The sequence below is a fragment of the Cupriavidus sp. 01L43 genome, assembly GCF_056399925.1.
Map to the genome: position 1 here is coordinate 17,075 of NZ_JBFTSH010000021.1, position 23,428 is coordinate 40,502.

At 70.1% G+C, this 23,428-nt stretch carries 13 protein-coding genes; 3 read left to right on the forward strand and 10 right to left on the reverse strand.

All coding sequences use genetic code 11. The features are described 5' to 3' along the window. Positions 1-16: 16 nt before the first annotated feature. Positions 17-2,017, reverse strand: a complete 2,001-nt coding sequence (locus AC1DP9_RS25325) for a lactonase family protein (RefSeq protein WP_477108817.1) — start codon at positions 2,015-2,017, stop codon at positions 17-19. Positions 2,018-2,247: 230 nt separating this feature from the next. On the opposite strand from AC1DP9_RS25325, the gene AC1DP9_RS25330 reads away from it, so the two are divergent. Beyond that, the gene (locus tag AC1DP9_RS25330; RefSeq protein WP_477108818.1) at positions 2,248-4,101 is read left to right on the forward strand and encodes a hypothetical protein; all 1,854 of its coding nucleotides are present in this window, start codon (positions 2,248-2,250) and stop codon (positions 4,099-4,101) included. Positions 4,102-4,134: 33 nt separating this feature from the next. On the opposite strand, the gene AC1DP9_RS25335 is transcribed toward AC1DP9_RS25330, so the two are convergent. Beyond that, positions 4,135-6,402 (reverse strand): eCIS core domain-containing protein, encoded by a 2,268-nt coding sequence (locus AC1DP9_RS25335; RefSeq protein WP_477108819.1) that lies wholly within the window; start codon positions 6,400-6,402, stop codon positions 4,135-4,137. Positions 6,403-6,788: 386 nt separating this feature from the next. On the opposite strand from AC1DP9_RS25335, the gene AC1DP9_RS25340 reads away from it, so the two are divergent. Beyond that, positions 6,789-7,514 (forward strand): sensor histidine kinase, encoded by a 726-nt coding sequence (locus tag AC1DP9_RS25340; protein WP_477108868.1) that lies wholly within the window; start codon positions 6,789-6,791, stop codon positions 7,512-7,514. After that, entirely contained in the window at positions 7,511-8,155 is a 645-nt protein-coding gene (locus AC1DP9_RS25345) for a response regulator (protein WP_441593103.1), read from the forward strand. Before AC1DP9_RS25340 ends, AC1DP9_RS25345 begins: the two co-directional genes overlap by 4 nt. Positions 8,156-8,173: 18 nt before the next feature. On the opposite strand, the gene AC1DP9_RS25350 is transcribed toward AC1DP9_RS25345, so the two are convergent. Genes AC1DP9_RS25350 through AC1DP9_RS25385 form a run of 8 tightly spaced genes read right to left on the reverse strand, consistent with a single transcriptional unit; the run spans position 8,174 to position 23,407 of the window. Next, positions 8,174-10,762: a putative Ig domain-containing protein gene (locus AC1DP9_RS25350; protein ID WP_477108820.1), complete on the reverse strand. Its 2,589-nt coding sequence runs from the start codon at positions 10,760-10,762 to the stop codon at positions 8,174-8,176. Further along, the gene (locus AC1DP9_RS25355; protein WP_477108821.1) at positions 10,759-12,147 is read right to left on the reverse strand and encodes an ATP-binding protein; all 1,389 of its coding nucleotides are present in this window, start codon (positions 12,145-12,147) and stop codon (positions 10,759-10,761) included. The genes AC1DP9_RS25350 and AC1DP9_RS25355 overlap by 4 nt, the downstream gene beginning before the upstream one ends. Further along, complete coding sequence (locus AC1DP9_RS25360) at positions 12,131-15,094, reverse strand: contractile injection system tape measure protein (RefSeq protein WP_477108822.1); 2,964 nt, start codon at positions 15,092-15,094, stop codon at positions 12,131-12,133. Before AC1DP9_RS25360 ends, AC1DP9_RS25355 begins: the two co-directional genes overlap by 17 nt. Continuing rightward, entirely contained in the window at positions 15,091-17,712 is a 2,622-nt protein-coding gene (locus AC1DP9_RS25365) for a hypothetical protein (RefSeq protein ID WP_477108823.1), read from the reverse strand. Before AC1DP9_RS25365 ends, AC1DP9_RS25360 begins: the two co-directional genes overlap by 4 nt. After that, positions 17,709-18,527 carry a hypothetical protein gene (locus tag AC1DP9_RS25370; protein ID WP_477108824.1) on the reverse strand — a complete coding sequence of 273 codons (819 nt, stop codon included), beginning with the start codon at positions 18,525-18,527 and terminating at the stop codon, positions 17,709-17,711. Before AC1DP9_RS25370 ends, AC1DP9_RS25365 begins: the two co-directional genes overlap by 4 nt. Continuing rightward, a complete protein-coding gene (locus AC1DP9_RS25375) occupies positions 18,517-22,701 on the reverse strand; it encodes a hypothetical protein (protein WP_477108825.1) in 4,185 nt (1,394 codons plus the stop codon). The genes AC1DP9_RS25370 and AC1DP9_RS25375 overlap by 11 nt, the downstream gene beginning before the upstream one ends. An 11-nt stretch (positions 22,702-22,712) precedes the next feature. Next, a complete protein-coding gene (locus tag AC1DP9_RS25380; protein WP_092296319.1) occupies positions 22,713-23,132 on the reverse strand; it encodes a GPW/gp25 family protein in 420 nt (139 codons plus the stop codon). 2 nt (positions 23,133-23,134) lie between these two features. Then, positions 23,135-23,407 carry a PAAR domain-containing protein gene (locus AC1DP9_RS25385; RefSeq protein ID WP_255370870.1) on the reverse strand — a complete coding sequence of 91 codons (273 nt, stop codon included), beginning with the start codon at positions 23,405-23,407 and terminating at the stop codon, positions 23,135-23,137. Positions 23,408-23,428: the final 21 nt, after the last annotated feature.

A 23,428-nucleotide genomic window follows, 5' to 3' on the forward strand; every position in this document is an offset into this window, starting at 1 on the left:
ACCGGCCCGCCTCTCCTCAGGGCCTCGGCTCGACAATGGCGATCGCCACGTTGCCGTTGCCGGTGGGGAATGGGCTGCCCGGCACCGCGGTCAAGGCACCGCTCGTCCCGTTAATCGCGTAGCCGTAGACCGATCCATTGAGCGCCGGCGCGTACAGAAACTTCCCGTTCGGCGTCACGCGCAGCCTTTGGGTGCCTATCCCGGCAGCAACATTCACCGGAGCCGTTGTCGGCATGCCTGTTGTGGCATCGATCTGAAGAGACGAAATATTGTTGCTGCCGCTGTTGGCCACGTAGGCAAACTGGCCGGAAGGTGCCATCGCGATATCGGTCGGCGCCGAACCCACTGCAAACGCGTTGGTACCGACAATGAGGCCAGAACCGGCAGCCAGTGCATGAACGCCGACGGTGCCGCTGCCCATGTTAGGGGTATAGAGAAACGCCCCGTTCGGCGAAAGCACAGCCGCATTCGGTCCGATGCCTCCGGAAGGCGTGTCAGCAAAAAATCCGATATAAAGATCGCCCCGCAACGTCGTGACCGCATCCGCACTCATGCCGGCCACGTAGATCCACTGTTCGTCGGGTGAAATCGCGATAGCCGTCGCCGCCTGCGTTGCGGATCCCACCTTGATGTTGCTAGTCCAGGTACGCGGCATACCACTGGCGGCATCCACGTCGTACCGAAATGTCCAGCCAGAATCCAAGCCTACGTAGAACGATTGCCCCGAGGGCGACACGGCGATGGTTCTAACTCCCGCGATTGGACTCGGTATCGCGGCAGCTGGCACGGCTTCCAAAACGCCGGATGCCGGGTCCAGCGCAAATGGCATCAATCTGTCTGTGTCTCGCATCAGCGCGTACGCTACCCGTCCCGACGGCAAAAAGGCGAGATCGGCGATCTGCCCCGTGGCCGCAAACGGACTACCTTGCACCGCGGCGAGCGCGCCGCTGATCGGGTCGATCCGGTAGACAGATAAGGTGCGGTCTGTGCTGTTGGCCACCACGGCAAACTGCGCCTGCACACAGGTGATCGCAATGTTGGTCACGCTGGCCGCCGCGAGCGTGCCGCTGCCATTGCCCACCGTGCAGGTTTGCCCGGCAGGTTGGCCGGCCACCGTGACGTGGTAGGCCGTGCCGGCAGCGCGCGAAGCCGGCATCGCGAAACTGCCGTTGGCATTGACGACCTGGGTGTCGCCACTGGTGTCGGCCAGTTGCAGGCTCTTGCCCGCAGCCAGGCCCGACACGGTGCCGCCCACGGTGTAGATCGTCGGGGCAGCGCCTTGCGACAGCGCCGCATTGGCGCACAGCCGGCCGCCAGCCGGGGCGTCGGCGCAGGCCGTCAGCACGCCGGCTGCGGCGGCGACGGCCGAGACAGGGCTCGCCACCTGGGCGCTGTGGCCGTCGGCGGCTGGGGTGGCCACGAAGCTGGCGCCATCCGTTGTCCACGCCCAGTTGGTGAGATCCCCTGCGCCGTCCACGCCGTCCGAGCGGCGCGCGGCGACGGTCACGGTCTGCGCGGCGCCGCCGGCCGTCACGACCAGACTCGCCGGGGTCAGCACAAGGGTGTACGACTTGGCGGGCACGGCCTGCACCACCAGATGGGTGATGCTGCTGATGCGGCTGCCATCGGCCAGCGTCGCCGTGGCCGTGATGTCGGCCGCGCCGGCGGCCAGGGTCTGGATCGTGGCGTAGGTGCCGACCGGCCCCATGACCGATGCCGAGGCGGCTGGCGCCTTGTCCGAGGCGCTCGCCACGGCGGCCACGGCCGGATCGGAAGACGTCCAGGCGAAGCTCGCGCCCTTCACCTCGGTGCCGTCGGCGGCCAGCAGCGTCGCCTTGAGCGTCAGCGCGCCACCCGCCACCGGCGCGGCGCTGCCGGTGTCGACCACCAGGCGCGCTGCCGCGGGCGTGGCGGTCGGGCTTTCGGGGGGATCATCGGAGCCGCAGGCGGCGAGCAAGGCCGCGGCGAGCAAGGCGAGGCCGGCAGCGCGCGCGCCGGCAATAGCGTGTGAGAACATGGACCCAACCCGTATCTATATAGAGAGGGCCGCCCAAGCCTTGAGCCGGCGGCCACTTGCGCCCTCAACGGGGCAGCTTGCGCGCGACTCTATCAGCGCCGGCGATATGCCACATCCCCCAATCGGGGGGTGGCTGGTGCGAGCGCATCGAATACCCACCACGGCCCTCGTGGACAACACGCGAGCGGCCTGCTAGTGTCCTCGGCAATCCCAACCTTCCAGCGATCCCAATGCGTGAATCCCTGACGAGGCAGAAAAAGGCCCCTGATCCTCATGCCACGGAACCCGGCTCCGCCGAGCGATCGGCAACGCCGGTGGCGGCGGGCGGCCGGCAGGCGCTGGTCGACCGCTCGCCCCGGCAGTTGCATCAGCGCCAGGCGCTCGCGTCGCTGACTGCCGCCGGCACGTCTCCGGTCCTGCAAGGCAAGTTCGTCTACAAGAAGGATGACGAATTGCGCGACATCAGCAGCCGGGCCGCCGCAGGGAAGCTCGCCAGGGAACTCTATGGCGACGAGGCCACGCCCAGTCAGATCGCCGCCTTGGTTGCGCTCGCCACCAAGGGCGACCATGGCACGCTGACCACGCATGAACTCCTCGACAAGCTCGACGACCCCCGCCTGGAACGGTTCGCGCTGAAACAGATTGGCCGCCGCCTGCATACCACCCGGAACGTGGACGCGTCTTATCCGGAAGCGCGCTCGCGGACCCATCGGCATCTGGCGCAAGAAGAGCAGGAGGCGAAGGCCAAAGCGGAAAACAAGAAGAAGCGCAAGCGTAGCGACGACGACTCGGATACAGAGGCCGTGGAGGCCGATCCGGTGGGCGATTTCTCTTACGTCGACCTCCATTCGATCCTTGCCGCGGCCACCCAGGGCATGGATCCCGAACAGGCCAAGCAGGCCGCCCAGGCCGCGGTGGACAATTTCGAGCGCATGAAGCTCCATGTCGATGTCCGGATGGACGCCGACATCCAATTGATGGTGCAGCATGCCCTGCAATATCAGGCGTTCAATCATCCGCAACTGAAGGGGCGCCGGAAGCAGGGCCCGACCGACGAGGAGGCCGGGCAAAACCGGTTCCGCCAGTTCGAGCTGGAAAAGTCCAAGGCCATGCTGGTGCACGACGCCAGCCACGGCTTCGGCAGGACCCTGCCCCCCAAGCCCACCGAACCGGACCAGCCCGAGCTGGCGTTCTCCGCACTGATGGATGTCAACCGGCCGCTGCCCCAGAGCACCCTCGACGGTGCCACCTACAAGGCCGTTTTCCTCTGCACCAAGCAGATCCTCGAACTCGCCTATCGGGCCCTGCCGGAAAACAAGGCGCCATCCCCGGAGAATTTCTTCACCCAGCGGCTGCACCTGAACAACGCCTTCGCCCAGCAGATGACCCAGATGGACGGCACGCATCTGACGACGCCGGACGAGGCAACCACCTACGTGCAGAAGACGCTCGGCTTCCCGAAGTTCAGCACCCGCGGCGAGGAGTCGGACGATGACCAGTCCGATGCAGAAGACTATGGGACGCACAGCGACGCCAGCGTCATGGACGTCGATGAGAACATCTTCCAGAACAAGCCGAGGATGGACTTGTTCACGGTCAGTCTGGCCACGCTTTCCAAGGTGGCTTCGCAGAAGCAGCTGATCGACGAAATGGACTCGGCGCGCCCGGCGCGCCCCGGCCGCAAAACCGCCGAGGAGCGCGACCGCAAGCATACGAAGCGCCGCAAGCTGCTGAAGCGGCGCGTCGAATGGGCGAACCAGCAGCACGGTACGGACTTCCACGTCACGCGGCTGGAGTCCGACTACCTGAAGCGCAAGAAAGCCCTGATCGACAAGATGGAGACTGGTCTGGAGATGGAACTCGACAAGACCGTGGACACAGACGAGCGCCAGGCGCTGGAGGACAAGCTCACGATGCTGTCCGACCTGCAGGTGAATCTCGACCAGTTCTACACCGACACCTCGGTCAAGTCGCTGCGCGAGAAGCGCACGGCAAGCAAGCGCTGGAAGGCCACGAAGGCCCACAAGCCGATCTTCGGGCCCGTGGGCAGCGAGAAATCGCTCACGGCCTACCTGGACGACTAGAACCAGACGCCGGGCGCCAGCGGTGGCGCCCTGTCACAGCCCCCGCTTTCCGCGTCGCCGCTGGTGGTGGAAGATCCGCCGGTAGGCCTCCGGATAGGTCTCCGGGGAGACCAGCACCAGCGTCCGCACGGCCGTTTTCTGGTCCTCCCGCAGCCCGTTCCAGGCGATATGCATCGCATTCGGCGCCTTGCCGTTCAGGTCCGCCGCCAGCGCCTGCATGCCCTTGTAGTATCCGGCGTTGCGGGGCATGTCCGTGAGCAGGTGCACGTTCTTCGCGCCGGCCGTCTCGGCCAGAATCCGATAGATGATGGTCGACTGGGCCCCCGTGGTGTCTCGCATCTCGTTGTTGACCCGGTCCACATACTCGGGCTTCTGGGTGGGCGCGAAATCAAGGTCGCCCAGGGGCGCGTCGGGGGTTTCCGCCGCGCGTTCCGCCCCGGGCACATAGGTCACGATGAAGTTCTTGTTGCCCTTCATGAGCGCCAGGTTTTCGCCCGATGCCGCCATGCGCAGTTCGTCCACCCGGGCGTCGGCACCATGGACGGTGTTGTTCGAGCCGAGTCCGGTGTAGATCTGGCCCAGGTGCGGCTTTTTCTTGCGAAGGTCGTCGAAGCGTTTCGCCGCATCGGGCGAATTGTTGAACAGGATAATTTCCCACCAGGGCTCGGGATGCGCCTTCTTGAACTGGCTGATGGCCTTGGCGACCGCACCCTCCAGCTTGCCGCTGTATTCGGCCTCCAGCCGCGTCTTCTCATCCTTTTTGCGCTGCTTCGCATTCGGCCCCGTGATCAGGTTGGTTGCCGCCGTGATCTTCTCGTCGGCCTGGTGCCCCTTCATCTCGATTTCCACGCGCAGGGGCTTGCCACTGGCCGTAAAGTAGGACTGCGCGACGCCAAGCGTGCCGTCGAGGAAGCCCCTCAATGTCAGGAATGCGCTGTCGGCACTGGCGGTGCGCTGGATGCCGGTCAGCTGGGCAGCGGTCAGGTCCTCGATATGCGTGTTGTCGCCTACCAGTGCGTGGTGCACCAATTTTTGCGCGTCAGAGAGCTGTTCCTTGATGTTGCCTTCGTGGCTGAGGATCGGCACATCGTCCTGCGACAGGAAGACATCGCACTCGATACCGTCCAGCGACGGTGCCGTGGGGGTGCGCGTGGTCTGGGCATAGGCCGCGTCGAACGCCGACTTCGAGTTTTCCGCGGGGTTGCCGGTGCGGCGCAGATCGGTCTGGCGGATCAGCCCGCCGCGCGTGCGGTTGGTGGGACCATGGCCGCGATGCGCGACGATGCTGACGCCGGGGCGCTCGGCCATTCTCAGGCGCAGCTTGCGCAGTTCAAGCTGGACATCGTCCGAGCTGTGCTGGTTCTCGAGCCAGAAATCGAGCGGCCCGAGCAAACTGTACGCCTCGTAGTCCTGCGGCGTGAGGGCGGTGTCCGGTTTCACGGCCTCCTGGAGTGCGCTGACGCTGTCGCGGTGAATGCCGTCATCGGCCGGCATGGTCGCCTCGGTGAGGCCGAGATCGGTATCGACGGTCACCAGGAAGGTCTTCAGCCCCGTCACCACCGGGTCGATATGGGGCACCGCCCGGTTCTGGTAGAGCGCGCCGGCAAGCCGGTTCAGCTTGCGGAAACGCTGGAACTTGAGCGAGGCATCGAGCGGCGCCTCGGGATGGCCCTCCGCCTGCTTGCTGGCCTTCTTTGTCGCATGCTCGACGTCGCCATACGCGTCTGGCTTTCGCTGGATTGCCCCGTGCGCGGCCGCCACGCCAGACCGGGGCGCTGCCGTGCCCTGCCCCCCTGCCAGCGCCAGGCTGCCCATCCGGTCAGCCTCCCGCTCGAGACCTTCGTCATCATTGACGGGAATTCCCGCCTTGAGCTGGCGCGTGGGCTGCACGCGGCCTTGCGCCTGTTGCACGACGTGCCACGCCTCGTGGGGCAAGTGATGCGCCTGACCGGCCGCCAGATGGATGTCGTGGCCCTGGGCATAAGCCAAGGCCTGCGCGCGCGCCGGCGCTGGCGAGTTGTAATGAACCTTCACGTGGTCCATCGACATGCCCGAGAGCGCTTCGATCCCCGACTTCAGCTGTGCCGGCAGGCCATCGGACCGCGCATCGGCCATCGCCTGCCGGTCCCGCAGCGCGTTAGCGCGCTCGCCATGGCTGGCGAGGTCCTGGGCCTGCCGCTGGACGGGCGCCTGCAGGCGCCCGTCGTGCATGGCGTCGTGGGCGTTCTCAGGCTCCCGTCGCGCGCGCGGCGATGCGTGGCTGGCTTCGGGGCGATGGGGCTTTTCCACTTTCAGGCGCATGGCAGGTCCGTCTTCTTCCGTCTACTTGAGGGTGGATCCAATACTAGTCAATCGAATGTCACGCGACGATGTCACATGAAGTGGTCGGAGGCGCCAGGGACTACGCGCCCCGCTATCGCGGCGCGATACGGGATTAAACGCCGCTTACATCTCGATTAAACAAGAAGAAATCGCTCGTTGTTTTACGCGTTTTTTCCGCAGGATGCGCAGCGGGTACGCGATCTATAGTACTGTCCGATACGCGTCGGCCCCCAGGTCCATCCTGTACGAGGCCGGCCAAAATCCCGGCTGACGGCGCCGCAACCATGCGTCCAATGCAAAGGCATTGCCGGAGAGCTGTTGAGTCTTTTCGGGAATTCGGACGAATGATGAGTGGTTCATTGCCTGTGCCGGCATCGCACTTCGACGATTTGCGTGCCGTCTCTTACCATCGGGGCAGCCATACCGCGCTTGACCCCGCCGCCCGCGCGGCCCTGGCCCAGACATTGCACGACGACCTTGCGCAACGCCTCTCGTTCGCGCTGATCCAGATCGACACGGCCACCCAGGGAGCCGCCGCCGCTGCCGCAAGCACGAGCAGCGACCCGCGCGACGCGGCGCTGCGCCACGGCCGCCAACTCGTCAAGGACGCACTGCGCACCACGCGCGACGTGATTGCCGGCCTGCTCGATGCGGCCACGCCGGCAGCCCCGGAGTCCCCTTGCGCGTTTCCGGTGCAATGCGCGCGGATCGTAGAGGCCGCGCGGCAGCAGAGCCGGCAGGGCATCCATATCGATGTCGATGCAGCCCCGCTGCCCGCCGATCCGCCAGCGGCGGTGGCACGTGTGCTGTTGCGCGCGATACGTGAGCTGCTCGCCAACGCCGGCAAGCATGCGTCGGGCGCGCGCGTGGCGCTGGCCCTGCGCGGGGTCGATGGCGCCATCGACATTACGATCGCCGATGACGGCCCCGGCTTCGACGCCGCCCTGCTCCACCAGCCCGCGCGCGGCCACTGCGGCTTGCGCGGGCTGCCGGGCGCGCTGCGCCAGGTCGGGGCGGAACTCGCTCTCGAGACTGCGCCAGGCCGGGGCGTGCGCGCGCGCGTCCGCTGGCCGGGCGCGGGCGCGCCATGACCATCCGCATCGTGGTCGCCGACGACCACGCGATGATCCGCGAGGGCCTGATCGCACTGCTGCAGCGTGAAGCCGACATGGAAGTGCTGGCCCAGGCCCGCAACGGCATCGAGTTGCTTCACCTGGTGCGCTCGGTCCGGCCGGACGTGGCGATCCTCGACATCGGCATGCCGATCATGAACGGCATGGAGGCCATCCGCCGGCTGGCCGCCGAGTCCATGCCGTGCAAGATGCTGTGCCTGTCCGTCAACAACCAGCACCAGGAAGTCATCGCGGCGCTCGACGCCGGCGCATCGGGCTATGTGCTGAAGGAAAACTCCTACGACGAACTGGCCCGCGCCGTGCGCCGCGTGATGGCGAACCAGGTCTACCTGAGCGGCGAGCTGATCGGCGGCGTGCTCCATGCCGCGCGCAGCCCCGCCGCCGTGGAGGTGCCGCTGCGGCTGCCGCAGCTGACCGCGCGCGAGCGCCAGATCGCGCAGCTGTTTGCCGAGGGGCACAGCACCAAGTCGATCGCCCGCCTGCTGTTTCTCAGCGACAAAACCATCGCCAGCCATCGCGAGAACACCTTCCGCAAGCTCGGCATCCGCAGCATCGCCGAGCTGACGCGCTACGCGATGCGCGAGGGCCTGAGCCAGTAGCAAGCGCTTCGCCATGGCTCAGGGCCTCTGCACTTTGGGCTTGAGCAGCGGCACCAGCAGCGCGACGATCACCACCGCCAGTACCGCGAAAAGCAGCTGGTTGCTGAAGTTCGCGGAAGCCAGGTCGGGATCGCAGCGCAACAGCAGCCCGCCGATCACCAGCGGCACAATGCCCGCCACCACGACATAAAGCTGGTACGGCCGGCCCAGCGCGCGCACGCGGCACGAGAGGAGCAACGCGGCCAACGACACGGCCACGATGCCGAGCAGCAGCCAGAACGCCGCGCGCAGCGCCCAGCGCCAGTCGCAGACCAGATTGCACAGCGCGCCCTCGCGCGTCTCGCCCGCCAGGATGGTGCCACGCAAGGTGGTTTCCACCAGGTGGGTGAACGTGGCATCGGCCACCGGCTGCGGCCACAGCGCCACCCCGCCGAAGTTGTCGTTGAAGTAAGCCATGTCGTCGCTCATCTGCTGCGCCTGGCTGCTGCCCACCGACACCAGCGGCAGGATGCGCCGCATCAGGATTGCCCGGTTGGTGCCGGCCAGCGCCGGCGTGCTCTCCACGGCCTCGCGCAGCGTCTTCTTGCTCAGCGTGGTCGGCTCCGGCAGCGCCACCAGGTAACGCACGGTGACATTGGTGTGGGATCGATAGCTACCCGCGCCCACGGCGATGCGACCATCCTGGAACGGCGGATCCTCGGCGCGCACCAGATAGTCGAGCAGCCCGTCGAAGGTCCAGGTAGCAGAGGGAGGGTCAGCCGGCGGCGCCGGCGGCGGAGGCGGAGGCGCCCTGCCCCGTGCGGGGGGCGTGGGCGGATTGGACGGCTTGGGCGCCGTAGCAGTGGCCGGCTCGTCGCCGTGGCGCAGCGCAGGCACGAGGTCCGCCGCCTGGACCATCAGGTTCAGCGTGTAGTGGCGGTGGCGCTGGCGCATCTCGGCAATCAGCGCGTGCACCAGACGGTTGCGGAAGTCGTCGAACGCGGCGTAGCGTGCATCGCCGGGCAACGGCGGTTGGTCGAGGAACAGCGTGATGCCGTCGCCGACATGGCTCTCGCCAGCCAGCCCGGGAACGCGGTCCTCCCAGCGGGTGTCCAGCCGCCGGAGCGGCGTGTCGATCAGCCGCAGCGCCTGCCGTGCGGCCTCCTCGGCCACGCGCCGCCGCTGCGTCTCGGGCAGGCGCAGCAGAAACTGCCAGTCCTTGCGATAGAGCGTCACGTCCAGCTTGCTGCCATAACGGTGGATCGCACGCAGGAAGTCGATCTGCGCCGCATCGGGCGCGAGGGGCGTGACGTTGCCGTCCTCGTCGAACGGCTGCGCATAGCCGACCAGCCGGTCATAGAGCCCGAAGTCGGTCTTTGGCCCGGTCTTCGGATCGCTCCAGTTCGGCACCATGCCATAGACCTTGCCGGTGGACTCGGACACGAAGCAGTTGCAGCCGGTGCCTGACCAGCCCGGTGCCACGGCCTTGGCGGCATCGTGGCTGGTCATGGCCTGCTCGACCAGCCAGGCGCGTACGCGCGGCGGCAGCAGCGTAGCCGGCAGGTCCTGCCACTTGACCGGCGTCTCGGCCAGTTGGGGCGGCGTCTTCGGCGGCGGGCCCTGCCATGCCGTGAGGCAGCGCTCGCGCCACTGCGCGGCACCGGGGGCGGCCTTGCCGGTATCGAGCGCGACCTTGGCGGTCAGCTCCGCCGCGTAGGTGCAGACACGCGCATCGAGGGCCGCGGTGAACAGCGCGCGCGTCGGGTATTCCACATTGACCAACGGCTGCAACAGTGTGGCCAGTTGGCTGGCGCCGGCCTCGCTCAGTTCGTCGAGGCCATCGGGGTCTGGCGCCGGGGGTGCCGGGGGCGCCGGGGGCGTCGATGGGCCCGCCCCTTCGCCTTCGGCCTCGCCCTCCGGCGCCGGCGGTGCTGCGGGCGGGGCGATCTTGCCGAGCACAGCCTCGGTCAGCAGCCACGTATCGATCAGCGTGCGCCCACGCAGCGGGGTTTGCGTGGCCACGATCGGCACGGTCTGGATCGGCGGATCGGCGGCGGGCGTGGAAGCCGGCCGTGCCGGCGACGGCGCGCGCGGCCCGACCACGTTCAGCGCAAAGCGCTGGCGCACGCCTTGTCCCCAGCGGTCGCGCAGTTCGACCAGGAAGGTGTGCCGGCCGCGTCTCGCCGTGGCACCCTGCACGGTACCGGCCGCATCGAGCGCCAGGCCCTCCGGCAAGCCGTTGTCAGCCGCGCGGAACACGTAGGGCGGCTCGCCACCCGTGGCGCGGAAGCGGTACGTATACGGCAGGTTCTCTACCGCCGCCGGCAGCGTGGTCACAGCCGTCTTTTCGAACGACAGCGGGTCGGCATCGGCAATGCACTGATCAGGCACGGGCTGGCCCGGCGCCACCGCGCACGACAGCGCAGCCGGCGCCGAGGCGACCACCGTCACCACCGCCAGCGGCGCACCGGCCGGCGCGGACGCCGGCACCGCCACGGCAGCCGAAGCCGGGGCAGGCGGGGCCACCCCGGCCGATGCCTGCCCCGGCGTTGCCGCCGGGGCAGGCCAGAGCAACCCGAGCCCGGCCGCGAATAGCGCCGCCGCAAGACCCCGCCGCGCTGGCCTCATGGTGTCCTCCCTTCCTTGCGCAGCTCGCGCGCGATGCCGTGCAACAGATGCCCGGCCCCAATCTGCACCGCGCCCTCCCGATGGGCCTGCAAGGCGGCGAAGCGCAGCACGTTGACCATGGCCCCGCCAGACAGCTCATGCCGCTCGGCCAGCTCCGGCAAATCGATATCCGCCGCAAGCCGCCCCGGCTCGCGGATCAGGCTGCGCCACAGCCGCAGCCGCTGGGTTGCATCAGGCATCGGGAAGTAGATCATCGACTGAAAGCGGCGCGAGAAGGCCTCGTCGAGGTTCCCGCGCAAATTGGTGGCCAGGATCACTGTGCCCGGGAAGTCCTCCACGCGCTGGAGCAGGTAGGCCACCTCCTGGTTCGCGTGGCGGTCGTTGCTGCTCTGCGTGGCAGAGCGCTTGCCGAACAGCGCGTCCGCCTCGTCGAAGAACAGCACCCAGCGCCGGCTCTGCGCCTGGTCGAACACGCGCGCAAGGTTCTTCTCGGTTTCGCCGATGTACTTGGAGACCACCATCGACAGGTCGATCCGGTACACGTCCACGCCCGCGTCCTGCCCCAGCAGCGTGGCGGTCAGCGTCTTGCCGGTGCCGGGCGGGCCGTAGAACAGGCAGCGGTAGCCGGGTTTGACGGTCCTGGCAAGGCCCCAGGTCTCCATCAGGGCCGGGCCGTCGCGCAGCCAGGTGCGCACGATCTCGATCTCGTCCATCACGTCCGGCGCGAGCACGAGGTCGTCCCACGCCAGCGCCGTGGCGATGCGCCGCGCCGGAAACTGCGCGTTGTAGTCGGGTTTGTGCCAGACGCCGGTCTGCAGGCGCTGGAGCGTCTCGGCGCTGACGCGCAGCGCGCCGCTCAACTGCGGTTCGCCACCGATCTCCCCATCGAGCTGCAGCAGGCCTGCTTGCGCAAACGCATGATCGGGGTCGAACAGGGCCAGCGCGGCGATCCGGGCGGCCAGGTCCTCGCCAGCCAGCAGGAAGATGGCCGTTTCCCCGCTCGGCAGGAAGCCGCCGTGGTGCTGCGCCCGACTGCCGCCGAATTCAGTGAAGCCCCGGTCGAAATCGCGGTTCTTGACGAAAAACAGGTCGAGCGCAGAGGGCCGCAGGTGCGGTGCCAGCGCCAGCGCCAGCACCAGCCGCTCGTGGGCCGCGAGCCCGTGCTGCGTCACGATGACGGACAACGCGCTGCCGGCGGGCAGCGTGGGCGGCGGCGGCACGTCCGGCGCCACCTCGGTTGCGTCGCCATGCGCTGCGGGAGACGCCCCGGCCGGCTGCGCGAAATGCTGCCGGAAGCGGGCGTCGAGCGCGGCGACAAGCCAGTCCAGTTCGCGCCGCAACGCCTCGGCGTGCAGGGCAATGTCCACCTCAGCGCCAGTCGACATACAGCGCCTCCTGCATCCAAGGCAGCTTGATGGTGGCGTACGACCACGGCAGGCGGTCCAGCAGCATGTCGAACGGCGCAGGCCGTACCACCAGGCGCCAGTGCGTGCCGGCGGCGGCTTCCTCGCGCACCAACCGGCCTTCGCGGCGCAGGAACGTCTCGCGCAGGCCATCCGGGGAGGTCTGGCCGATCGTCTTCCAGTGGGCGATCACCGCGCCCAGCAGGCTGTCGAGTACCGCGCGCGTCTCCGTATCGAGCCAGGTCGGGCCTTCCGCAGGCGCGGACAGCGGCTCGCCGAGCGGCATGCCGCAAAGCAGCTTCGGCAGGATGCACTCGGGCTCGCTGGCGTCGTCGTGACCGTGCGCCAGCCACGCCAGACAGCGCACCGCCTTCGATGCCGCCCGCGCATCGCGCAGGCGCGGACCGTCGAGCAGGTCCAGCATGCGGAACAGTTGCTGGCTATAGTTGGCCAGCAACACGAGCCCGGCATCGGACACGTAATGCGTGCCCGTTGCGATGGCGGCTTCCAGCGCGGCGAGTTCGGCCAGCACGGCGGCTTCGGGGCGCGCCGGCGCCGGAGGGGTTGGGCGGTCGGCCACGGGTGAATTCCTTGTCGATGGCGGAAGCGGCCAGTCCAGTGGCTGGCGGGCTTCCCATTGCTCGGTTTCGGTGGGTGCAGCGTGCAAGGCACGGATGGCGCCTGCAGGCAGGGCTGGCGCCGGCAAGGACGCCGGGGCTGCATGCCCACGCCGCCACCAGCGCCCCAGCCGACCCCACTGCCCCAGCTTCGCCAGCTTCACCGGCGGCGCAAGCGGGGGCGTGGCTTCGGGCGCCTCCGGCCTGGCACTGGCCTGCGCCACACGCCGCAGCCACTGGCCAAGCGCCCCTGCGCCGTGGCCCTGCTCGCGATACAGGTACAAGGCATGGCGCCGCGCGAGCGATGCCGCCGTGATCGGCCGCTGCTCCACCAGTACATGGTGTGCGAGAAAGCGCCAGTGGCTGCGCGCCCGCGCCGCTGCCGAGAGGTCGCGACCCAGCAGCGCCGCGGTCTGCGCCAGCGCGGCGCTGGCCTCGCGCAACGTGCCAAGCTCGCGCGGGAACAGCACGCCCAACAGCGCCCAGCGCTGGGTGGGCCGCGTCACCGCAATCCAGTCGGCACACAGCGCGGGATCGGCCAGCCAGCTCGTCGCCTGCCGCCGCACCATCCAGTCCCGCCGCGCGGCGGGACGCTGCGGCAAGGCGAGCAGATGGGCAATCCGCAGTGTGCGGGAAGCGATGCGGTGAATCGCGTCCCAGTCGAGCCGGCCGGCCAACGCACGAGGCGTCTGTGGCGCATACGTCGCCGGCCTTGCCGTCGATCCCTGCATGGCCTGGACAGCATGAGGGCCTGGAACGGCCTGGATGGGCGCCGATGAAACCGCTGCAGCCGCTGAAGCCACTGAAGCCACTGAAGCCGCCGGGCGGCGCGACGGGCGATGGTCAGGCTGCCATGCCCGCAGCGCGCGCTGCCACAGCCGTTCCCAGCCACGCTGGTCGGTCGGTGCGCGCTCGCCCAGCGCCAGTTGCCGCAGGCTGTACGCCGCGAGCCACGCTTGCAGCGCCGAGACGCCCCCGGGTCGCGCGGCGCGGCCCACGCCGGCCGGGCGGGCCAGCGCGGCCAGCGCAAACTGCCGCAGCGACTCGGCCCAGTGCACGCCGAGGCTCGCGCCGCGCGCCGCGTCGTCGCGCGGTGCGAGCGCCCGCAGCACACGGCCAGTCAGCGGCGCGCCGTGCCGCGCCAGCCACTGTTCGGCCTGCCCGTCCCGCAGCACCAGCCCACGCAGCCGGGCCCGCAGCACGTCGGGTTCGCGTCGATACAGATCCTGCAGCAGCACCTCCAGCGCCGCGCCGTCCAGTGGCACGCTACCGTCCAGTGCGGTGCCAAGCCGTTCCAGCGCGGCATCCAGCGGTCGCCGCGCGTGCTCGGGCGCGCCCCCCGGCATGCCTGGGGCGAGGCGCGCAGGCACCGGGGCCAGCATCGCGCCGGGAGCCACGGTGTCGATGACGCCAGCAAACAGCAGGGGGGCGAGCGCGGCATCGTTGGCGCGGCCCGGTGGTTGCCGGCGTGCGGGCCGCCACGCGCCCAGTCCGCCCTGCCCCAGTTGCCGCGCCAGCGCGGCGCCAAGCTCGCGCCGCAAGCGCTGGATGCCATCTGCGCCAAGGTGCCCGGCGTGCCGGTCCCACAGCGTGCGGAACGCCGCCACCCGCCACGCCTGCTGCAGCTGCTGCACCTGATAGGCGCTGAGGCGACCGCGCGCCTGGAGCGGCGCGAGGATCTGCGCGTCCAGCATGTCGAGGCTCTCGGCCAGTTCCCGATGGCGAATCGCCACCAGCGCCTGCAACCCCTGGTACGGCGTGATCTGGCTCAGGCGCGCGAGCACGTAATCCGCGGGGCGCAGCGCGCGCAGCAACGACCACAGGCGCGGCCCCGTGCGCCGTGCCAACGTGGCCAGCCACGCCGACAACCCACGCCCCGCCATCGCACTGCGAGACCACGGCAGGTGTCCGTGGCGCAGATAGAAGAGGAAGTGCTCCAGCCGCTGGTGGTCCGCCAGCCTTGGCGCCATGCCGGCCAGCGCGGCGGCGTCCGCACGCATGCCCCCTCCGCGCTGGCGGTGACGCGCGCTATGCAGTGTGTTGTGCAGCGCGTCGGCCAGCTGGCGCTCGAGAATGGCTGACCACTGGCCGAAGCTGCCATCCGCTGGCATCGGGCCGGTGTCGATCTCGAGCCGCTCAATTTGCCACACCTCGCCCGGCACGGAGAGGCGCGAAAACACACGGGCAATCGTCGCCCGCCCGGGCCCGTTCAGGAACGCGCTGAGGCGGGCCTGATGGGCGCGCGCTGCCTCGCGGTCGTCGGAGCCCAGCGCGTGCCAGGTCAGCGTCTCGATCGCATGCGCCTGCCTCATGGCTGGTCTCCCGCCAGGGCGGCCAGCCGCCGCCGCAGCCGCGCGGCGCAGACGTCGAGCTGCGCCACGGCGGCGCTGTCGCGGGCGTGGGCCATGCGGGCGTCCAGCCATGCCGCGAACTCCCGCTCGAAGGCGGCCAGCGCGGTGGTGTCGAGCCAATGGACGTCCGGCTTGACATGCGCCGGACAGCCAAGCCCGATGGTCTCCGTTGCGAGATCGCGAAAGCTCCGGTCCGCGCCGCGTGCGGTCCATCCCGGCAGCACCACGCTGATCCGGTGGGCGTAGAAGGTCTCGGGCACGTCCGGCTTGCCGCCATCCTGCCCCAGCGGGCGCAGCAGGATGTGTTCGACCAGATGAAGACCTTCTGCCTCGCGCTGCACGCGGCAGGCCAGCTCATGCAGGTAGAGCGCGGGTGCCAGCACGCCGCCGGGTCCGTCGCGCACTGGCAGCGGCCACCAATGGCCCGCTTCGTCCGGCCCCAACCACAGTTCCGGCCCCGATGCCCCTTCCACGCGGTGATAGCGCCCGGCATGAACCGCGCAGCGGAACAGTGCTGCCGGCAGCGCCTGCGGCGCCAGTTGCGGGAAGTGAAAAGCCAGCCGTTCGTGCACCTGGCGCTCGGCCAGGTCTTCCTCGTAATGCGCGACAAGCCGCGCGCGTGCCGGCGGGTACATCACCAGCAGCTCGGGGTGGTCGGGCGCGCCCGCCTGGGGTGTCGGGCGGGTGGCGGGGGCGATGGGCGGCTGGGCGACGTGCGGCGGGCGTTCGTCGAGGGCCAGCCCGTGGCGCGCCAGCACGCCCGCGAGGCGCCGGCTGTGCGTCTCGGCGAAGCCGAGCAGCAGCCCCACGCGCTCCTGCAGCGGCGCGGTATTGCCCCGCCGCCCCAGTGAGGGGCGGCTGTAGTCGAAGCCGCCGGCGCGGTCCCGCGTATGGCGCACGATCCGCTGAACGAAGCGCCGCTTGCAAGTCAGCAGATGGGCCTGCCAGGCGGCGCTATCGTAGTACACGCCGAATCGCTGGATGCTGTGCTGGTCGCACGATTCGCCGTGCAGCGCCAGCATCAGGTCCAGCACGCGACTGCGTCGCTCGGGTGCGTCGTCTTCCTGGCCGAGCGCCGCCTGCACGGCCGCCGGCGTGTCGGCCGGCACCCCGGCCAGGCCGGGGATGTGCGTGGCGTCCAGCGGCGTCCACCAGTAGCTGTCGGCCGACGCGCGTGCCACGCTGAACAGTGCCCGCAGGTGCTGGGTCTGCGCGCTGCCGTGCGCCAGCCACTGTTCGAGCAGGGCAAGATAGGCGCCGAACTGGGCCTGCCGTGCCGGGTCGGCCTTCGGCGCGAGGTGAGCCTCCCGATAGAGCGGTGGCAAGTGGTGCCAGCTCGACAGGTAGGGGGCATCGGGCAGGTAGTGTCCGGTGGGCCGCCGCAGCAACTGGCCTGCATACGGCGCCGTACGTGGCGCTGTCAGGGCGACGCGCGCCGCCTGCCGTGCATCGGCCAGCCGTACCAGCAGGGCATGGGTATCCAGATGGAGCCGGCTGCCGCGCCGGCTGACTTCCCAGCGTGCCAGCGCATCGGCATCTTCCGGCCAGCGCAATTGCAGCGCCCAGTCCGGGCCCTGCCACGGCAGGCTGTCGCCGGCCTCGTCATGGGTAACGTCCGTGGCCGGGGCGTCGAGTGGCACGAGCCGTAGCGTGCTGATGTCAGCCACGCCGTCGATCTCGCGGAGTGCGCGTGCGAGGTCGCTGAAGTAAAGCCGGTTGGCCGGATCGCGCCGAAGGTCTTCCGTGGCCATCCAGCCGCACTGCACGGCGGGGCCGTCGAACAGTTCGTCGGTGGGCAGCACGCGGCCCTGGGCGTCGCGCTGGGCGAGGCGGGCCTGCACTGGCTGGCGCGGCGGCGCGGCGCCGACGATGTCGGCACAGCGGCGCACCAGTTCGACGAGGATGTCGCCAAGCTCGCGCGGGCCTTCCACGCTGAGGCGGATCTCCAGCGCGCACCAGCGCGGGCGCAGGATGCCGGGTGCGCCATCGAGATCCTCGGCCAGGTTGCGCTGGGCCAGGTAGGCGCGCACGGTGTCGCGCGCGGCGGCCTCGCCGTCGCCATCAGCCACGCGCAGCGCCATCTGCCATCGCCCGTCCGCTGCGGGCATGCGCAGGCGCAACTGGCGTACCGCCGGCACGCGGTCCAGCAGGTAGCGCAGCCAGTCGGCTTCGGTGGTCGGCCGGCACGGCAACGCTTCCTCCGCGCCGTGGAGCGCGTGGCGGCGGTAATGGATGCGGCCATCGGGCGCGGTCAGCAGGTCGGCCACGTCGGCGTCCGCGGCGAATACGCCTTCGGTCATCGCGTAGCACAGCGACTCGAGTAGCGTGACGCCGGGGTCGTGGAGGTTGTAGTCGGTCCAGAGCTGACCGCTGGCCGCCTGCGAGAGCGCAATGCCCCGCGCGCGCAGGTCGGGATAGCTGAACGGCGCGTCGCCGTACAGCCGTGCGATGGCGGCCGTACCGAGCGCGTCGGCATCCACTGCGCCGGGTGGCAACACGGTGCCGCGTGGCGGCGGATCGGTGGAAGCGCCCGGACCCGACATCGGCCCGATCATGGGTGCGGGGTTGGTTCGGCTCACGGCTGGCCTCCGCTCATGTGCGGATCGAACCAGAGCTGGGTCAGCTGCGCCTGGATCTGCACGTCCGGCCCGAAATCGCAGCCGGTGCGGATCTGCAACCGGTACGTGGCATTGCGCCCGCTGGTGCCGGTCCAGCGCAATTCGAGCTTGTCGCAGCGGCGGCTGTAGTAGCCGTGCGTGCAGCGGATGCCGCGCTTGCGGTTCAGGAAGTCGAACAGTCCGAGCGTGGGGTTGTAGGTGTTGACGGCGATGGCGTGGAGCATCCCGAAGCGGCCCTTGCCGCGCAGCCCCGCGCCGGCCATGACCTCGAACGCCTGACAGCCCTCCAGGTCGTCGGTCAGGTCTTGCCACGTGCCGTCGGCGCGCAGCGGGGTCGCATGCGTGCGCCCGAACGCGCCCTGGCGCCCCCGGCTGCGCACCGCTCCGGCCACGTCCAGCGTGGCCGCAGGCTGCTCCGTGCCGATGCCGATACGCCGCGCCTGGTCCAGGCACAGCAGCGCCGGCCCCACCTCGCCCTCCTCCTTGCCCTCCCCTTCACCGGCACCGGCCGCGCGGCCCTGCACCAGCAGCGCGTCGCGCTCACCGCCGAAGCCGATGCGCCAAGCGGGCCGCTCGGGGTCCTGGTCGCGGAAGAAGCTGATCAACGCATCGTGACCAACCGGCGAATAGACCTCGAAACCATGTTCCACCGTCTTGCGGAAGCCCTCGTCGCTCATGTTGAGCATCGAGTCGATCAGATCGGCGAAATGGTCCTCGTCAGGCAGCGCGCCTTCGCGGAAATAGCGTTTGAGGGATTCTCGGTTCCTACTGGTCATCTCGCTCCTGCGCGGAAGACGTCGGCAGCGAACGGCCCACGATGAAGGTATTGCCCACCTCGAGCCGGGCGATGCCGGTGCGCTGCGGCACCAGCGGGCCGACCTCGTCGCGCAACTCGATCAGGTGACGCCGCGTGGGCAGCAGCAGGCTCCACGGCTGCGCCGGGCGCAGCGTGCGCGCCTCGCCGTGGGTCACGTGCGTGGCGGTGTCGCGCAGCGCGTTGAACTGGCTGTCGTTGCGCACGATATGGAGCATCGACACACGGCCCACGGCGGCCACGCCGGGCTGGCCGCGCAGGAACGCTTCCACGGCCTCCGCGCGCACGCTCCAGTCGAACTCCGCGCCGAGCCCATCCGCATGCCACGGCGACAGGTATTCGACGATCGCCCGGTTCAATTGGCGCACCGCCGCGCCGGGGTGGGCGTCGGCGCGCAGCTGCACGATGCAGCGCAGCTGCGCGCGCTCGTAGGCAGCGTTGCGCACCCGCACGGCCGCGCCGGGCGGCGCACACGACTGAAGGTGGCGCTGCATGGCGTCGAGCACGGCGGCGTCGAAGCGCGGGGCTTCGGTGCTGCGGAACAGGTCGCCCGAATGCGGATGCGGCACCACCACAACCAGCACCTGCCCGGGATGGTTGGCAAGGTGGCGATGGCGCGTACTGCGGTTGGCCGCCGTGTCGTCGTCGATCGTTACCTCGTGGTGGGGGAAGCACTTGGCCTTCCACACCGCCGGGAAGGCATCGAGCACCAGCCGCTCGTAGTCCCAACGCGTGACCGCGCGCGCCTTGTGGCGCAACCGCTCGGCACCGCGCTGGCGCACCGCCTCAGGGCGATCGGCGGCGCGCCAGCCCTCGGACGGGCCGACCTGCACCACCGCGCCGAGACCCGGCACGCTGCGCTCGGGGCGGTCGATGCTGCCCGGCGGCAAGGCTACCTGCACCGCGTCCGGGGCGATGCCGGCATCGGCCGGGGCACAGCGCGTGGCGTGCACGGCGTGGGCGTGCACGCCATGGAGACCCGCCAGCCGCAGGAAGCCCCAATCGGCACTGAGCCGCAGCCAGTACGCCTGGCCGGCGGGACGCGACACAGCCAGGCAGTCCGCCGCCATGCCGGCCGGCAGGTTGAGCCGGACGATGCCCGGGCGCAGCATGCCCTGCGTGCCGTCGCTGACCAGCGCGTGCGCCGGCAGCGGCTGCCAGCCACCGTCCCGCCACGCCGCCCAATGCAAGGCTGGCTCGGCATCGGCCCAGCGCCCGGCCGCTGCCTCCCTGCGCAGGTGGAAGAACAGGCTCAGCGCCCCCTGTGGATTGCCGCCGGACAGGCCGATGTAGAGATTGCCGTCATGGGGGAAGCGCGGCAGCAGCGCGGGCGGCTGGCCGCCAGCTCGCGCCATCGGCGAAACGCCGAACGGATGCAGGTGATAGGCCGCCTGCACCAGCCCATCGACATGGCCGCCGTTCGGCTCCCCGACGAGGTCGATGTCCTGGCTGGCCTGGTAGCGCAGGGACAGGCTCTCCAGCACCGGCGTGTAGGGTTCGCGCGGGAGCGGACCGGCGCGCTTGCGCCGCGCATTGCGGGTGAGCGCTGCGCCGAGGAGCGCCGGATAGGCCGCGTGGCCGAACGCGCCGGCGGGCTGGCTCAGATCGAATCGGAAGAAACCGGCGCGCGTGCCGAGGCCATACTGGAACGGCTGGCCCGGGGCGACCGGTGCGGCCGCGCGCTGGAACCGGCGCAGCACCGTGCTCGGGAACACCAGCCGGTGGCCGGGCACCAGGCGCTCGCCGCGGCCATCGCCGTCGTGCGTGCTGAACAGCGACAGCACCGCAGCATCCGCACCGCGCCATTGCCCATCGGTCAGCACCTGCGCGCCGACACCGAAGTCACTGGCCGACCAGTCGCCGGGATAGCCTGCGTAATGCTCGGGAAAGCCGCCCGGCGCGGTGGGCAGGCCCGACCATTTCAGGTCGACCTGCAGCGCCTGTAGCGGCTTGCAGGCCAACTCGGCGCTGCCCAGGACCAGATGGCTGCCGACGGCTGGCGTCGGGCCGAACGGCAGGAACGGTTTGGAGGGGTCGAGGCGCCCAAGCTGGTTGTAAAGCACCACGTCGCGCATGTCCTGCACGCTCACGCTGAGGCGCATATCGTGGACCGCGTACTGCGCCAGCAGGCCGTGCGCAAAGAGCCGGCTCTGCGTGCGCAGCATGCACTGCAGCACGGCTTGCGCCGGCCACGGCGCGCCATGGCTGGCGGGCTGGCACGGCACCACCGGGGGCTGCTCGGGGCCGAGCCGCAGCGTCAGTTCGATGGCCCCGCCGGCATGGTCGCCGCTGCCGGGCCGCCGGCGTGTGAAGACCGTGTCGATGCGCAGCCAACCCGTGGGCACGCTCAACTGGACGTGCCAGACATCGGCGAACACCCGCTCGAAGATCAGCGCGCGGTCCGGCAGCGCGCCGGCCTGCGCGGCGTCGCGCGGTGGGTGGATCAGGATCAGCGGATCGTCGATCTCCACGCGGCGCCCCGCGCGTGACGGATCGAGCCTGGCGGCGTGCGCGCGCAGTGCGGTGAGATCGGCGGCGCGCAGGTCTTCCTCGGCTGCCACGAGCCAGGCCGCGAACAGCCGTCCCAGCCATTCCGCGAACCGCTCGGCGTCGGCGCAGGCCAGGCAGGCCGCGAGCAGGTAGGCCAGTTGCACGTCGGACCCGAAATCCGGCGAGCGCGCCCAGGCTTCCTGGGCCAGCGTGGCGGGTTCGGACGATTCAGCGGGCGCGGGCGCCGGCGTTGCGCGTGGACGTGGGCGTGGCGGAAACTGCTGGCGCTCCCGCGCCGCGTAGCGCTGGAACAGATCGGCGAGCCAGTCGACGGTGCGCGCCGCGTGCGCGGTGCGCAATGCGCGTTGCAGCGCCGGATCGTCGCTGGCCGGATGCGACAGCTGCAGCCGGACGCGGATCTCGCGCTGGCCCTCGCGCAGCCGCAGCAGCGGGGAGGCAATGGCGAAGCCGAGCCGCGCGTCGTGCGCCTGCGCGGCCGAGTCGCGCACGGCGCCCCCCAGCAGCGGCCACCACGGCGCACGTTCGGCATACGCGGCCTCGGGCGGCAGGAGCGGCAGCGTTTCGACCTGGATGCGCGTGGGATAGTCGAATTCCCGCTCAGGCGAAATGCTCGGGTCGCGCGCCACACGCAGGCTGCACAGCATGGCGACCGCGGTATCGGTCACCGTCAGCGCGGTATCGGCGGCGAAAGCGAGCGCGCGGCCCTGCGCGTCCTTGCCGCCCAGGAAGCGCGTACCGGCGTCGATATCGACCGGCCCGGCATAACGCGGCGCACGGCCCAGCAGCAGGTGCACCGATTCGGGCACCGCCGGGCGCGGGGACAGGCGCAGCACGTCGCGGTAGTAGAAATCGATCAGCCGGTCCGGAAAGCGGTTCAGCGGCGCGCGGCTGTACTGGAACAGCTGGAGCGCCGTCAAAAGCAGGCCCATTGCGGGCTCGTGCCGGCCGGTGGCAAGGCTGGGCCCGAGCCGCGCGCGTGCCAGTGGCTGCAGCCGCGCGATGGCCAACCGCATGGCCAGCCAGCCACGGCGCAGCCATTGCCGCCGCGCGGCGGCATCGTCTTCGGGCAACGTGCCGGCCAGGGGGGCGTCGGCGTGGGCGCCATGCCCGGCCGGCATCGCCCAGGCCGGGTGCAGCGTGCCGCCGCCGTGGCCGAAGGCGTCGATGCCGGTGCGCAGCACGCTCGCCAGTCCCTGGGAGATCTGCGCGTAGAGCGCCTCGCGCAGCGCATCGCCCATGCCGTTGCCGTCGGCCACGGGCGGCTGGTCCCCCACGCCGTGAGCGATCACGCCCTGCCCGCCGAGCCACCAGCACCAGCCGTCGTAGGCGCGCACCAGCTGCCAGATGCGCGCCCACAGCGCGCCCTCGCCTTCGCTGTCCAGTGCGGCCAGGAAATCCCGTTCCAGACGCTCAAGCGGGAACGATGCCAGCTCGGCCAGCAGGATGGATTCGTCCTGGCGCAGCACGGTATCCCAGTTGGCGTCGCCGCCCGCCCCGAAGCGCAACCCGCGCGCCTGCGCCAGGGTGAGACGCAGGCGGTCCGCCAGACCGAACTCGTCCGGCAGCAGGTGGTGCGATGCGAGCGCATCGGCCAGGCGGTCCTCCTGACGCGTACCGTTTGACATACCGCGCCGCCTCAGTACATCCGGACCGGCTCGGTGGCCTGGTCGAGATAGAGCGGATAGACGAGGTTGTGCCGCGTGTTCGTGGTGCGGACGATGTAGCACACCTGCAGGTCCACGCGGCCTTCCAGCGGCAGTACGTCGGCGTCGATCCGCTCGAGCAGGATGCGCGGCTCGAAGAACAGGATCGCCCGGCGGATCAGTTCCTTGAGTTCGGTCAGCGTGCTCTCGTTGAGGGTGTCGAAGACCGCGCGGCGTACGCTGCAGCCGTAGGCCGGCAGCATCACGCGCTCGCCCGGATAGGTGCCGAGCAGGATGCGCAGGCTTTCCTCGATATCCTCCACGCCGGCCACCATGCCGACCTGGCCGTTGCGCGGGTCGAAGCGCAGCGGGAACTGCCAGCCCCGGCCCAGGAACGGACTCGTCTCGTTCATCGTCAGCCTCCGATGATGACCGTGGGCAGGCCCATCACCACCGTGCCGCCGTGGGCCGTGGTGTCGCCCACGCGTGCCGCCGGGCGGCCGCCGATGATGACTGTGGCCGAGCCTTGCACGATGACGTCGGGCGGGCCCACGCAGACCGCGTTGTCGCCAACCACGGCGGCCGGCAGCTTGCCGATCAGCACTGTCGGCACGCCGGGGCCGATCACCGGCCCGCCCACGTGGGGAATGGGCGGGAGGCCCGGGGTCTGCATCGGACAGGCGTGCATGTCGGTCAAGCGGGCGGCGGG

Bases quoted from the DNA above. Each gene is read 5' to 3' on its own strand.
- AC1DP9_RS25355 (WP_477108821.1), bottom strand. From the start codon at position 12,147: ATGTCGACTGGCGCTGAGGTGGACATTGCCCTGCACGCCGAGGCGTTG.
- AC1DP9_RS25370 (WP_477108824.1), bottom strand. From the start codon at position 18,527: ATGACCAGTAGGAACCGAGAATCCCTCAAACGCTATTTCCGCGAAGGC.
- AC1DP9_RS25335 (WP_477108819.1), bottom strand. From the start codon at position 6,402: ATGCGCCTGAAAGTGGAAAAGCCCCATCGCCCCGAAGCCAGCCACGCA.
- AC1DP9_RS25375 (WP_477108825.1), bottom strand. From the start codon at position 22,701: ATGTCAAACGGTACGCGTCAGGAGGACCGCCTGGCCGATGCGCTCGCA.
- AC1DP9_RS25350 (WP_477108820.1), bottom strand. From the start codon at position 10,762: ATGAGGCCAGCGCGGCGGGGTCTTGCGGCGGCGCTATTCGCGGCCGGG.
- AC1DP9_RS25380 (WP_092296319.1), bottom strand. From the start codon at position 23,132: ATGAACGAGACGAGTCCGTTCCTGGGCCGGGGCTGGCAGTTCCCGCTG.
- AC1DP9_RS25345 (WP_441593103.1), top strand. From the start codon at position 7,511: ATGACCATCCGCATCGTGGTCGCCGACGACCACGCGATGATCCGCGAG.
- AC1DP9_RS25330 (WP_477108818.1), top strand. From the start codon at position 2,248: ATGCGTGAATCCCTGACGAGGCAGAAAAAGGCCCCTGATCCTCATGCC.
- AC1DP9_RS25385 (WP_255370870.1), bottom strand. From the start codon at position 23,407: ATGCACGCCTGTCCGATGCAGACCCCGGGCCTCCCGCCCATTCCCCAC.
- AC1DP9_RS25325 (WP_477108817.1), bottom strand. From the start codon at position 2,017: ATGTTCTCACACGCTATTGCCGGCGCGCGCGCTGCCGGCCTCGCCTTG.
- AC1DP9_RS25360 (WP_477108822.1), bottom strand. From the start codon at position 15,094: ATGAGGCAGGCGCATGCGATCGAGACGCTGACCTGGCACGCGCTGGGC.